At 68.1% G+C, this 12721-nt stretch carries 12 protein-coding genes; 6 read left to right on the top strand and 6 right to left on the bottom strand.

Features of this window, described 5'->3' with window-relative positions:
- Positions 1 to 168: 168 nt before the first annotated feature.
- From ASE64_RS08135 to mtnB, 4 genes are read left to right on the top strand one after another with little or no spacing between them, the layout of a single operon-like run.
- Complete coding sequence (locus tag ASE64_RS08135; protein WP_055778599.1) at positions 169 to 1257, top strand: hypothetical protein; 1089 nt, start codon at positions 169 to 171, stop codon at positions 1255 to 1257.
- Positions 1254 to 2480: a phosphotransferase gene (locus tag ASE64_RS08130; protein ID WP_055778597.1), complete on the top strand. Its 1227-nt coding sequence runs from the start codon at positions 1254 to 1256 to the stop codon at positions 2478 to 2480. Before ASE64_RS08135 ends, ASE64_RS08130 begins: the two co-directional genes overlap by 4 nt.
- Positions 2477 to 3205, top strand: a complete 729-nt coding sequence (gene mtnC / locus ASE64_RS08125) for an acireductone synthase (RefSeq protein WP_055778594.1) — start codon at positions 2477 to 2479, stop codon at positions 3203 to 3205. The genes ASE64_RS08130 and mtnC overlap by 4 nt, the downstream gene beginning before the upstream one ends.
- Positions 3202 to 3855, top strand: coding sequence for a methylthioribulose 1-phosphate dehydratase (mtnB, locus tag ASE64_RS08120; protein ID WP_235480537.1), 654 nt, complete (start codon positions 3202 to 3204; stop codon positions 3853 to 3855). The genes mtnC and mtnB overlap by 4 nt, the downstream gene beginning before the upstream one ends.
- Before the next feature lie 9 nt (positions 3856 to 3864).
- Here mtnB and ASE64_RS08115 read toward each other — a convergent pair whose 3' ends face one another.
- From ASE64_RS08115 to ASE64_RS08095, 5 genes are all read right to left on the bottom strand, one after another.
- A complete protein-coding gene (locus tag ASE64_RS08115) occupies positions 3865 to 4593 on the bottom strand; it encodes a M50 family metallopeptidase (protein WP_055778591.1) in 729 nt (242 codons plus the stop codon).
- A 226-nt stretch (positions 4594 to 4819) separates the two neighbouring features.
- Entirely contained in the window at positions 4820 to 6049 is a 1230-nt protein-coding gene (gene mtnK, locus ASE64_RS08110) for an S-methyl-5-thioribose kinase (protein WP_055778589.1), read from the bottom strand.
- A 12-nt stretch (positions 6050 to 6061) separates the two neighbouring features.
- Positions 6062 to 7111, bottom strand: coding sequence for an ABC transporter permease (locus ASE64_RS08105; RefSeq protein WP_055778586.1), 1050 nt, complete (start codon positions 7109 to 7111; stop codon positions 6062 to 6064).
- Complete coding sequence (locus ASE64_RS08100) at positions 7108 to 8700, bottom strand: sugar ABC transporter ATP-binding protein (RefSeq protein WP_235480536.1); 1593 nt, start codon at positions 8698 to 8700, stop codon at positions 7108 to 7110. The genes ASE64_RS08105 and ASE64_RS08100 overlap by 4 nt, the downstream gene beginning before the upstream one ends.
- A complete protein-coding gene (locus tag ASE64_RS08095) occupies positions 8697 to 9785 on the bottom strand; it encodes a substrate-binding domain-containing protein (protein ID WP_200920158.1) in 1089 nt (362 codons plus the stop codon). Before ASE64_RS08095 ends, ASE64_RS08100 begins: the two co-directional genes overlap by 4 nt.
- A 165-nt stretch (positions 9786 to 9950) precedes the next feature.
- Between ASE64_RS08095 and ASE64_RS08090 the strand changes: the two genes are divergently transcribed.
- Entirely contained in the window at positions 9951 to 10526 is a 576-nt protein-coding gene (locus ASE64_RS08090; RefSeq protein ID WP_055778583.1) for a 1,2-dihydroxy-3-keto-5-methylthiopentene dioxygenase, read from the top strand.
- Between the two features lies 1 nt (position 10527).
- On the opposite strand, the gene ASE64_RS08085 is transcribed toward ASE64_RS08090, so the two are convergent.
- The gene (locus ASE64_RS08085; protein WP_055778581.1) at positions 10528 to 11733 is read right to left on the bottom strand and encodes an acyl-CoA dehydrogenase family protein; all 1206 of its coding nucleotides are present in this window, start codon (positions 11731 to 11733) and stop codon (positions 10528 to 10530) included.
- A 106-nt stretch (positions 11734 to 11839) separates the two neighbouring features.
- Between ASE64_RS08085 and ypfJ the strand changes: the two genes are divergently transcribed.
- Positions 11840 to 12721, top strand: coding sequence for a KPN_02809 family neutral zinc metallopeptidase (ypfJ, locus tag ASE64_RS08080; RefSeq protein ID WP_055778578.1), 882 nt, complete (start codon positions 11840 to 11842; stop codon positions 12719 to 12721).

Below are 12721 nucleotides of genomic sequence, written 5' to 3'. Positions count from 1 at the left end.
GCACGTGCATTCAAACTCTGATCAGCCGTTTTACCTGTGAATAACCCCGCAGGAAGCGAGCCTGTGGAGGAGCAGACGCGGACCACATACCGAAGCAAAGGCGCAGGGAAGCCGGGCCAAAGCTCGGTATCCTCGATGGGGGCTTTCCCGAGAGACTGAGGAGCGCATGTGACCCACACCGATGAGCCGAGGCGCGCCGGGGCGAGGCAACCTGTTGCGACGCTCGACGACTCCGTGCGGCTCGTCAGCGATGAGCGCTCGGGCGAGCACGCCGTGCTGATCCTCGATCGTCGCGTCTTTCCCGAGCACACCGAGTGGGTGCGGGCGGAGACACCGCTCGAGGTCGCCGATGCGATCCGGGCGATGGTCACGCAGAGCTCAGGCCCTCTCTACGCCGCGTACGCCGGGCTCGAACTCGCTGCCCTGCAGGCTCGCGGCCTGACGCTCGACGCGGCACGCGCATCCATGGCTGCTGCCGGCCACGCGCTCGCCACGGCCCGGCCCACCAACGGGCACCCGCGCGAGGCCGTCGATCTGGTGCTGCACGCGATCGAAGCGGCGATGAACACCGACGAGCTCGTGGAGCGCGCAATCGGCACCGTGCGCGAGGGGCTCGACGAGTACCACGCCCGCAGCCGCAGGCTCGCCCGGCACGCGGTCGATCTGCTGCCCGACGGGGCGACGATTCTCACGCACTGCTGGATGGACTCCTATCTGATTGAGCTCGTCGGCGCCGCGAACGAGGCCGGCAAGCGCTACGACTGGGTGGCCACCGAGACTCGCCCGTACCTGCAGGGCGCACGCCTCACCGCGCACACCCTGCGCGAGCTTGGCCAGAACGTCACGCTCATCACCGACGGCATGGGCGCTGCAGCCCTCGCCCCGGGGTCATCGATCGGGCCTATCGACGCCCTCGTCACCGCCGCCGACCGGGTCAGCCTCGACGGCAGCATCGCCAACAAGGTCGGCACTCTCGGGCTGGCGATCGCGGCGAACGCGTTCGACGTTCCCTTCTACGCGCTGGTGCAGACCCCGGATGCGACGCTCGCGTCGGGTGCGGACATCGTGATCGAAGACCGCGACCCGGCCGAGGTGCTGTCGACGGTCGGAACGCGCACCGCATCCGGTCTCGTCACCGACGCCTGGTACCCGGCCTTCGACGTGACGCCGCCTCGCTTCGTCACCCGCATCGTGACCGACCGCGGCGACTTCGCCCCCGGCAGCATCGCCGACTACTTCGCCGGAGAGCGCCCATGACCGTCGACTACGCCCTGCTCACGAATCGCGACGAGGTCGTGGGATACCTCTCCCTCGTCGGCCTGCTCGGCGGTCTCGCCGACGACCCCGCCGAGGTAACCGTGCGCGAGGTGACCGCGGGCAACATGAACCGCGTGTTCATCGCCGCGGGGCCGCTCGGCAGCGTCGCGGTGAAGCAGGCTCCTCCGTTCGTGCAGGCCGCCGGCCCCGAGTGGCCCATCGACCCGGCTCGCATCGGAGCAGAGGCTCGCGCCTACGAACTGCTGGGTCGGCTGGTGCCCGATGCGGTTCCGTCGATCGTGCACGTCGACCTCGACCGCTTCGTGATGGTCATGGAGGATCTCTCGGCGCTCGAGGTGCTGCGCGACGAACTCGTGCGCCAGGTGCAGGATGCGACGGCCGGGCGCGCGGTGTCGTACATCGACTTCGGCACGGTCGGCGACGTCGTGGGCCGGTTCGTGGGCGAGCTCAGCCTCGCCACGAGCATGCAGGCCCTGGGTGCCTCGGCTCACGCCGAACTGGTCGCCGATTCGGCCAACGCCGAGCTGTGCCGACTGACCACCGAGGTCGTGCTCGACGAGCCGTTCCGGGCGCACGAGCACAACTGGTGGCATCCATCGCTCGATGCGCGCGTCGCTGCGCTCTACGACGACCGCGAGGTGCAGGCCGGCGTTGCTCGCGTGCGCGACCGCTTCGAGAACGCCTCCCAGGCCCTGCTGCACGGAGACCTGCACTCGGGATCCGTGATGATCGGCTCGGCTGCCGAACAACCGCAGAAGGTCACCGTCTTCGACCCCGAGTTCAGCTTCGTAGGGCCGATCGGTCTCGATCTGGGGCTGTTCTGGTCGAACCTCGTCATCGCATCCATCGCCGCACGGGCCGCGGGCCACGACGGTCTGGCTGCCGCCCGCGAAGACGCGATTGCAGCGAGCTGGCAGGCCTTCGTGGAGGTCTGGGACGACGACGACTCGGTCACCTTCAGCGACGACTTCTTCGAGAGCGTGCGAACGGATGCCTGGCGCTTCGCCGGCGTCGAGGCCATGCGGCGGGTGGCCGGCTGGTCGCACGCCGCCGATCTCGAGAGCCTGCCATCCGATGCCGCGGCGCGCGCCCAACGCGCCGTCTTCGACGCGGCCCGGCACTGGATCGTGACCGGAACGGCCGCGCCCCTCACCCTGACAGACGACCCGACTTCGCCCGAGCACCCAGGAGCAACACCGTGACCGACACCGCATCTCTCTCGCTGACCGCACGCACTCTCGTGGTCGACCTCGAGGGCACCACGAGCGCCGCCGGGTTCATTCTGGGCGACCTCTACGACTACGCGCGACCCCGCCTGCAGGGCTGGCTCGACGCTCACGCGAACGACGCGGCCGTCGCCGAGGCCCGCGCGCAGGCGATCGCCGATGCGGGGCTTCCGTCGGGCGCCGACACGGAGAAGGTCGTGGGCGTTCTGCACGACTGGATGGCGCAGGACGTGAAAGCCACGCCTCTGAAGACGCTGCAGGGCCAGATCTGGGCCGAGGGATTCCGCCGCGGCGAGATCAACTCGCACTTCTTCGACGATGTCATCCCGCGTCTGCGCACCTGGCACGCGAACAGCGTGGAGATCGCGGTCTTCTCGTCGGGCTCGGTCACCTCGCAGGTGCCGTGGTTCAGGCACTCGCCCGACGGCGACCTCACGCCCTTGATCACCGACTACTTCGACACGGTCAACGCCGGCCCCAAGAAGGTGGCGTCGTCGTACGACACCATCGCGGCCCGTCTCGGCGCCGAGCCGGCCGACCTCGTGTTCTTCACCGACAACCCCGATGAGGTGCGCGCCGCCCAGAACGCCGGATGGCAGGTGGTCGCGTTCTCTCGTGAGGGCGAGCCGTTCTTCGGCGCCGACTTCGGAACCGCCCCGGTGGTCTCGTCGTTCGAGCACGTCGAGGTCTCGGCGCCGTGAACGTCTTCGACGAGGGTGTGGTCACAGCCGACACGCTTGGCCGGGCCGGCGCTCAGTTGGCCGCCGAGAGTGCGCGCTTCGCCGCGCGGGGGTGGATGCCCGGAACGGCCGGCAATCTGTCGGTGACCGTGGGGCGCGACCCGCTTCGTCTGGCGGTCACGGCATCCGGCCTCGACAAGGGCGAGTTGACGCCCGCCGACATCGTGATCGTCGACGGCGAAGGCGTGGGTGTGCGCGGAGAAGGCGGCTCGGAGCAGCGGCCCTCGGCCGAGGCCGGGCTGCACGCGCGCATCGCGGCGGTTACGGGTGCGGGTGCGGTCATCCACGTTCACGCGCTCGCGGCCGTGACGGCGGGCTACCACTGGCCCGATGGAGTGGTGCTTGGCGACCTGGAGATGCTGAAGGGCATCGGCCACTCGGCGCACGGCGAGACGGTGACGATTCCCGTCATCGCCAATGGACAAGACATGGCGGTGCTCGGCGACGCGTTCGAGCGACTCTACGTGCGCCCGGCTTCGGGAGAAAACGACGTGCCAGCCCTGATCGTGGCCGACCACGGAATCTACGCCTGGGGCCGGGATCTGCGCCAGGCCCGCTGGCACCTCGAGCTCACCGAGGCTCTGCTGCAGATCGCGCTCGCGCGGCGATAGTCACGCGGGTCAGCCCGCGACGCTCGGCAGGGGTGTGAGGCCCAGGAAGGCTCCGGCGATCACGGCGCACCCCGCGGCCACGACGAGGAAAACCCCGACCCAGACGATGCCCGGAATGTGGGTGAGGCGCGCGAGCTGGTCGGCATCAGAGTTTCTTGCTCGACCTCCCCGCCTCACACGCTGCAATTCGATCGTGGCCCGCAGGGCTCCGAGCAGCATGAACGCGGCGACGGCGGTGGCTACGATCGCACGCCAGCGCTCGTCGAGCAACCAGGTCGCGGCGAAGACGAGGGCGCCGGAGACGAGGACGCTCCACAGGCCGAACCAGTTGCGCACCTGCACGAGCACCAGAACGAGGGCCGCGAGCAGTGCCCAGAGCATGCCGGTGGCATAGCCGGCCCCGAGCATCCATGATGCGCCGAGCCCGAGAATAGCCGGCGCCGTGTAACCGGCGAGCAGGGTGGCGATCATCGCCGGGCCTCGCGGTCTGCCGCGGCTGACCGTGACACCCGACGTGTCGGAGTGCAGGCGGATGCCCGACAGCTTGCGGCCGGTGAGGGTCGCGACGAGGGCGTGGCCCGCCTCGTGCGCGATGGTGACGGCGTGGCGCGTGAGCCGCCAGCTCGGGGGAAAGAGCACGATGGCGGCCGCGACCGCGATGGCGATCCAGCTCTCGGCGGCGGTCAGGGCGGGCTGCTGGGACGTCACGCGCTCCCAGAACGCGAGCAGTGCATCCACCCGATGAGCCTAGGCGACGGGACTGTGCGGGCCCTTGGTGTGCGGAGAGCTCCGCCGCGCATCGACTCGACACGAATGCACCTTCAATTCCGACCTTCGATGCGTATCCGCCGAGTCGATCGCGTGCGCGGGAGCCACTCGGCGCAGAAGCACAGTCACCGGTCGGGGAAGGTGCTTGTGCGCCGAGTCGATGTGCAGCCCTTCGACAGGGGTGCCGGCGCCGGGGTCAGAACTCGAAGCGAGTGACCGTCGCGCGAAGGATCGCTGCGGTTTCCGCAGAGAGCGCTTCGACGGTGTCGAGGGCGCGGCGCTCGAGAATGAGCGCCCGACCCGCCCGCAGCACTCCCCGTGCAGCGCCCTCGCGCAGCACCGGGTCGAGGGTCTCGATATCGCTGGCTTTCGCGAAACCGACGATGCGCCGGATTGCTTTCGCCCCGGCATAGACGGCGGCATCCTGCCTGAATTCGGCGAGCAACGTCTCGAGCACGTCGTCGCCCCACACGCGATCGTCGCGACGCGAGGACCACAGCGACCTGAACTCGGCCTCGAAGGCGCTCCACAGCGAAGCGGGCAGCTCGAGAATCTGCGATGCACGCTCAGGTGCCCCCAGCGCCGTCGCCCGCGCCGCGGCGATGACGAAGTTCGCCCAGAGCGCGCCGAGGTCGAAACCCGTGGGTCCGAAGAAGCCGAACTCGCTGTCGAAGGCGCGAACAGATGACGTCACTCCATCAGACGCCTCGCGCACGAAGACCGAGCCGGTGTGCAGATCGCCATGGATCAGCGACTGTGCGCTCGTCATGAAGCGGTACTTGGCGATACCGATCTCTGCCAGCAACGCACGATCGGCGCGCAGGGCAGCCACATCGGTCTCGTTGGCGGGCAGCACCGCGTTGTGCGGGTGCTCGATGTAGGGCTCGGTGAACACGAGGTCTTCGGTGATCTCGCACAGCTCGGGGTTGATCGATGCCGCCGCCAGCTTCTTCTGCTCGATCGGGTCGAGCCCGAACACCGAGGTGTGAAAAGCCGTGCGGGCGACGTAGCGGCCCATCTCCGCCGCGGCGAACCCGTGCACCCGACCCTCGTTCAGCTCACCGCGCCAGACGTCGTGGTCGTTGAGGTTCTCGATGGCGAGCACGTAGTTCTCGTCGTCGAAGTCGTACAGGGCGGGCACGTGCTGAGCATCGGCCGACTCGTGGGTTCGCAGTACCAGGGCCTCTCGGGCGCTGCGCTCGCGGGTCATGGGCCAGCTCGGGTCGGTGCGCACGTGCGGCAGTGACTGCTTGAGTACGAGCGACGCTCCGGCATCGTCGTGCACGATGAACACGAGGTTGAGGTTTCCATCGCCCACCTCGACCACGTCGAGAGGCCCATCGGTGCGGATGCGCGAGGCGAGGGCGGGTCGCTGCGCCAGATAGGCGGCCACGGTGCCGACGGAGAGTTGACTGAAATCGGTCATGACGACAAGTCTCTACGACGACGTGGTGCTGCCGGCGGTGACGACGGTGCGGCGGCGCGAGAACGTGAAGCTGAACAGCAGTGCGATCAGCAGCACGATGCCCTTGCCGAAGTCCTGCGCGTAGTACGGCAGTCCCACCATGGTGAAGCCGGTGACCATCACGGCGATGAGGATGGCGCCGAGCGCGGTTCCCCAGGCGTTGGGCCTGCCGATGCCGAGAACCGAGACGCCGACGAGAGCCACGGCCACGGCATCCAGCAGCAGCGAGTTGCCCGCAGACACGTCGCCCTGGCCGATCCGCGCGCCGAGCAGCAGGCCGGCGATCGAGGCGAGAAGACCGCAGCCCATGTAGGCGACGGTGCGGTAGAGCTGAACCCGGATGCCGGCAAGACGGGCGGCTTCTGCGTTCGCGCCGACCGCGTAGAGGGCGCGACCCCACCGGGTGCGTTCGAGGATGAACCAGAGCAGCGCGGTGATGACCACGAAGATGATGACGGGAATGGGAACAGGCCCGAGGCTGCCCCGGTCGAGCCAGAGATAGTCGGCCGTGAACTTGCCCGGCGCGGTCGAGCCGTCAGACAGAGACATCTGCGACGAGATCGACTTGCCGTCGACGATCAGCAGCTTGAGCCCGACGATGACGAACGAGGTCGCCAGCGTGGCGAGCAGGTCGGGGATGCGCGCGACCACGATGAGGAAGGCGTTGAGACCGCCGATGAGGAGGCCTCCGAGCAGAACGACGGCGATGGCGACTCCGCCCACCTGATTTCCGATCACCATCGTCCAGGCTGCGATCGATACGGCGAAGCCGGCCGACGCGCCCACCGAGAGGTCGATACCTCCGACGGTGATGGCGAGCATCACGCCGAGCCCTGCGATGGCCGTCGGGGCGATGAACTTGAGCATGCCGAAGACGTTGTCGACGGTGCGGAAGTTGGGTTCGGTGATCACGAAGTACGCGATGAGCGCGACGGTCACGGCGATGAAGCCCCAACGCACGACGAAGGCGGCACCGCGCTCGCCGAGCGATGCGGTCGTGGGAGAGAGGGGAGCGCTGGTCATTTCGGGTGTCCTTCGGGCGGAACGGCGGAATGGTCTCGGGTGCGCGCGCCGAGGAACGCCCCGACGATGCTCGCCCTGTCTGTCTCATCGGCGTAGGCGTCGAGTTCGATCGCTCCGGCGACGAGCACGATGATGCGGTCGGCGACCTCGAGGATCTCGTCGACGTCGCTCGAAAGCACGACGGCCCCCGCGTCAACGTCAGACACGAGATCCTTGAGGCGATCGCCGATCTCTCGACGCGCGGAGATGTCGACGCCGCGGAACGGCTCGTCGAGAAGGGCGAGGCGCGGGCCCGCAGAGAGCCAGCGGCCCACCACGACCTTCTGCTGGTTGCCACCCGAGAGATCGTCGATCGACGCATTCGGCCCTGCGGTGACGACGCCGAGCGACTCGATCACCTGCTGAGCACGCGAGGTCTCGCGTGCTTCACGCAGGGTGCCGAGCGCCGAGGAGATCTTGAGGAAGGGGATGGAGATGTTGTGCGCGACCGACCAGCCGGGCAGCAGCGCCTGGCGCTGGCGGTCTTCGGGAACGAGCACGACCCCGCGGCGCAGCGCATCGGCGGGTCGCTTCGGCGCATACGGTTCGCCGTCGAGCTCGAGAGTTCCGGATGCCGGTCGCGCGAGACCGGCGAGGAGCTCGGCCAACTCCGTCTTGCCGGCTCCGATGAGCCCGAGGATGCCGAGCACCTCGCCCGCGCGCACCTCGAGCTCGAGCGGAGGTGCCGCGGCGATGAGGGGGACGCCGCTCACGCGGGCCACGACGTCGCGTCCGCGGCGGACATCCGTTCTCGTCTGTTCGAGCTCGGTCGCCCGACCGAGCATGTCGTGCAGAATCTCGTGCCACGCGAACGGTCGCTCCGAGCTGTGCTGCACGAGCCCGTCGCGCAGCACGACGACGCGGTCGGCGAGGGCCTCGATCTCGCCGAAGCGATGCGAGACGTAGACGATCGAGAGCCCGGTGTCGCGCAGAGCGCGGAGGACGGCGAAGAGGCGCTCGGCCTCCGCGGCGGTCAGCGCCGAGGTGGGCTCGTCGAGGATGAGGAGTCTCGGCGTGCCCCTGAGCGCTCGGGCGAGCACCAGCAGTTGGGCATCCGAGATGCTGAGCCGAGCCGCGTCTTGCGTGAGCAGGGAATCGGGCCAGTCGAGGCCGAGGGTGGCGAGCGCCGCGCGGGCATCGAGGAGCGACTGCTTGGAGTTGCGCAGGGGGTGACGCGAGGCGTTCGCGAGATCGTCGAGCACCACGTTCTCGGCGATCGAGAGGCCGGGAACGATACCGTCGGCGACCTTCTGATGAACGGTCGAGATGCCATGGGCCTTGGCCAGCACGGGGGAGGAGAGCGTCAGCACCGTGCCGTCGACGGCGATGTCACCCGAATACCTCGGATTGGCGCCGGAGAGCGCCTTGATGAGTGTGGACTTGCCCGCGCCGTTCGCGCCGAGGAGAGCGGTGATGCGTCCCGGGAAGAAGTCGAGCGTGACGTCGGTGAGCACGACGTTCGAGCCGTAGGCCACGGAGACGCCCGAAAGGGAGACGACCGGCGACAGCGTCGCCTGCTCGCCTCCCTCGGGGACGGACGAATCGATCACGAGTTGGCGGGAAGCCAGTCGGCTGTGACCTGATCGGAGAGGTCGAGGCTCGGCTCCTTGTCGCGCAGCGAGGTGACGTTGTCGATCGAGTTGTCCTTCAGGAACGACTGGGTAATCGTCTTGGCCGGGAACTGCACGTCGTCTTCGTCGAGCTGGCCGGCGAGCTTCAGGGCGAGCGAGCGCACGACGGCTGCGCCGACGGCGGAGGGGTCGGTCGCCGAGGTGGCGACCCAGGGGCTGCCCTCTGCGGTGATGACCTCGATGTCGGCGTTCGAGATGTCGATGCCGTAGACCTTCACCTTCGATCCGAGATTGTTCTGGTTCACGGCCTGCACGACGCCCTTGGTGATCTCGTCGTAGGGCGCGAAGATCGCCTTGACGTCGGGGTTCTGCTTGAGGGCCGCGTCGACGAGCGGGATGTTGTCGGTCGCGGTCGACTCCGACACCTTGCCGGTCGAGAACACCACGTCGAGCTTGTGGTCGGCGACGTACTTGTTCCAGACGACAGCACGCCGATCGAGCGCGGCGAAGCCGGTCGCCGAGACGTAGCCCACCTTGGCGCCGTCGCCGACGTCGTCGATGAGCTGATCGAGAACGCCCGAGGCCATCGACTCGTCGGACTGAGAGGTCGTCACCACGCCGGTCGCATCGGTGAGGGCGAGGTCGTAGACGGCCACCGGGATGCCGGCGGTGACAGCCTGGGTGATGAGGGGCTGCAGCGTGTCGGTCTGGCCGTGGTCGACGATGATCGCGTCGGGCTTGGACGCGATGGCCTGCTCGAGATCGCTGGCCTGCTTCGCGTTGTCGTTGCGGGCATCCGTGACCGTGAGATCGATGTTCGCGGCCTTGGCCTGCTTTGCGGCACCCGCGCCCCACGCCTCGAAGTAGTCGCCGGCACCGGACTGGCGCACCAGAGCGACTTTGACGGGGGCGCCGTCGAACGGGGCGGGCAGTGCTGCGGAGGCGGTGACCGGTGCGTCGGTCGACGCCTCCGACGTGCTGCCGTTCGACTGGGCACAGGCCGACAGGGCGAGCACTGTCGTCGCGGCGAGCACGAGCAGGGGGATGCGGCGCGAGATGGCCATGGTTTCTCCTGAAAGCTGTGGGTAGGGCAAGCGAGTCGGGCCACACGGCGAAAGAGTCCGGAGTGTGATGATCAGATTCAACCAGCAGGGTCCCCCGCCTTTGCTGCGTATGACCTCGTATTACTCCTGTGGCCGCCGGCGTGGCCTGATCGTTACGATTGGTCTATGACTCTTCTGACCGTGTGGGACGAGAACAACGCCGCCACCCCCGAACTCCAGACCCGCGACGCGCAGGTCATCACCGATGTGCTCTCGACGCTCGGCGCCCGGTTCAGCCGATGGGAGCTCAAGGAGCTCTCGGCCGAGCCGACGCAGGAAGAAGTGCTCTCCGCATACCGCGCCGAGATCGATGCCGTGAACGCCGCTCAGGGCTACACCCTGGTCGACGTCGTCTCGATCGTCGACGACAACTCGCCCGAATACCTCGAGCAGGCTGCGACCGCCCGCGGCAAGTTCCTGAGCGAGCACCGCCACGACGACGACGAGGACCGCTTCTTCGCTCGGGGCAGCGGGGTCTTCTACCTGCGCGCCGACGGCAAGGTCAACGCCGTGTTCTGCGAGGCGGGAGACGTGATCTCCGTTCCCGCGAACACCACGCACTGGTTCGACATGGGCACGCGCCCCGAGTACGTCTCGGTGCGGTTCTTCCACGACGACGACGGCTGGGTCGGAAACTTCACGGGCAGCGAGATCGCCAAGAACTTCGCGAGCTACGACGAACTCGCGAGCGTCTCCGCCTAGTTCAGCTGTAGGCACTGGGCGTCGGGAACGTGCCCGTGAGGGCGAAGTCGCCCACCTCCTGCGCTTTGTAGACCACGGGGTCGTGCAGCGTGATGGTTCGCGCGTTTCGCCAGAACCGGTCCATCGCTGCCGACTCGCTCGTGGCGCGTGCACCCATGAGTTCGAACGCGGTCGATGCGACGTGCAGCGCCGTGCGTGTCGTCACGACCTTCGCTGCGGCGATCTCGACCGCCGCCCGGCCGCGCTCCTCGTCGCCGAGCTCCCAGCCCTTGTTGGCGGCGTCGACGAACAGATTGGTCGCGCTCCACGTCAGTGCATCCGCCGCTCTGGTCTGCGCGGTGAGTTCGCCGATGGTTTGCCTGATGTAGGGGTCGTCGACCGCGTTCTCGACGCCCGAGGTCGCCCACGCCCGCGTCGTGGTGCGTGCGTAGTCGGCGGCTTCGGCGAGCGCGCCCTCCGCGAGCCCCACGTGGATGTGGTTCATCGCGAGCTGGAACGCCAGGATCGAGAGCGATCCGTAAGGTCGGTACAGTTCGCCATCCTGCTCGTTCGGGCCGAGCACGTGCGCGTGCGGAACGGCCACGTCTGAGAACGACACCGAACCGGACGCGCTGAGCCGCTGACCGATGTTGCTCCAGTCGTCATGGTGCACGACGCCTGGCGCCTTCGCGTCGATCACGAAGGCCAGGCGCTCTCCTGTGTCTGCACGCGTGCCGCTCGCTGTCACCCGGTCGGCCAGCTGCGCGCCGGTGGCGAAGAACTTGCGGCCCGACACGGTGAATCCGTCGGCCGTCGGGGTCAACTCGAGCCCGGCATCCCGAGGATTGCCGGCCCCGCCCCAGAACCACGACGACGCAGACAGACCCCGGTAGAGGTCGTCGACGACGTGTTGATTCTCGTTCAACCGTATGCGCCACGAATTCACGAAGTGGTAGGCGATCACGTGTCCGAGCCCGGCGTCGGCACGGATGATCGGGCGCAGCGCCCGCAGCACCGTGTGCCAGTCGAGCCCGCCTCCGCCGAGACGAGCCGGCACCAGTGCGGGCAGCAGGCCGGATGCGCGCAGCGCCTCGATCTGCTCGAAGGGCGCGCGGCCGTCGGCATCCGCGCGGGCCGCGTCTCGGGCGAACAGCTCTGCCAACGACTCGGCCGCGTCGAGGGCGGCCTCTTCCGAGGTGATCACGGTGGGGGAATGCTGGTCTGACACGATGGGCTCCGGCCGGGTGCGGTGGGTGAAAATCGTTCATTACCACTATGCCGTGCCCGGCCGTCGGGGGCTGCCCGTGGCCTGTCCGAAGCGCTAGCTTCTTGCTATGACCTTCAACGACAACGCCAAACTCGACACGAGTCGTGTGTCCAAACGTGGACGAAACACCGGCATCGCCGTGGGCGGCGGCAGCGCGGTCGTGGTCATCGGCCTCTTCCTGCTCTCACAGGTTCTCGGCGTCGACCTCACGGGGCTCGCGGGTGACGCGCAGCAGGGCACGCAGAGCGAGGAGTCGCTCGACAAGTGCAAGACAGGAGTCGATGCCAATCGCGATGTCGAGTGCCTGATGGTGGGAGCCGAGAACTCCCTCAACGACTACTGGACCGACGAGGCCCCCGCACTGGGAGTGGCCTTCACCCCCACGAACGACATCAATCTGTTCGTCGACTCGATCGGAACGGGCTGCGGCCAGGCCTCCAGCGCCACCGGCCCGTTCTACTGCCCACCCGATCAGTCCATCTACATCGACACCTCGTTCTTCGACGAGCTGCGCACGCAGTTCGGTGCGTCCGGCGGCACCCTCTCGGAGCTGTACGTCGTCGCGCACGAATACGGCCATCACATCCAGAACCTCCTCGGTGTCATGGACCGCACCGATCGCACGGACACCGGCCCGACCTCCGACTCTGTCCGCACCGAGCTGCAGGCCGACTGCTACGCCGGGGCGTGGGTCGCCGCGGCGTCGACGACAGAGGATCAAGACGGCGTCACATTCATCGAGCCGGTGACGGATGCGCAGATCGCCGACGCATTAAACGCCGCGTCGGTCATCGGCGACGACCGTATCCAGGAGATGGGTTCGGGGCAGGTGAACCCCGAGACGTGGACTCACGGATCGAGCGAACAGCGCGAGAAGTGGTTTCAGACCGGAATGAGGAACGGTGCGACCGGCTGCGACACGTTCTCGATCAGCGGGTCTGAGCTGTAG

The organism is Agreia sp. Leaf210 (assembly GCF_001421485.1).
In the GTDB taxonomy this organism is placed as follows: domain Bacteria; phylum Actinomycetota; class Actinomycetes; order Actinomycetales; family Microbacteriaceae; genus Agreia.
The sequence above is the reverse complement of the archived record's forward strand: the minus strand, read 5'-3'. Positions and strand labels throughout refer to the sequence as shown.

Coding starts and splice junctions, on each gene's coding strand:
- ASE64_RS08090 (WP_055778583.1), top strand. CDS start 9,951: ATGACTCTTCTGACCGTGTGGGACGAGAACAACGCCGCCACCCCCGAA.
- mtnK (WP_055778589.1), bottom strand. CDS start 6,049: ATGACCGATTTCAGTCAACTCTCCGTCGGCACCGTGGCCGCCTATCTG.
- ASE64_RS08105 (WP_055778586.1), bottom strand. CDS start 7,111: ATGACCAGCGCTCCCCTCTCTCCCACGACCGCATCGCTCGGCGAGCGC.
- ASE64_RS08095 (WP_200920158.1), bottom strand. CDS start 9,785: ATGGCCATCTCGCGCCGCATCCCCCTGCTCGTGCTCGCCGCGACGACA.
- ASE64_RS08130 (WP_055778597.1), top strand. CDS start 1,254: ATGACCGTCGACTACGCCCTGCTCACGAATCGCGACGAGGTCGTGGGA.
- ypfJ (WP_055778578.1), top strand. CDS start 11,840: ATGACCTTCAACGACAACGCCAAACTCGACACGAGTCGTGTGTCCAAA.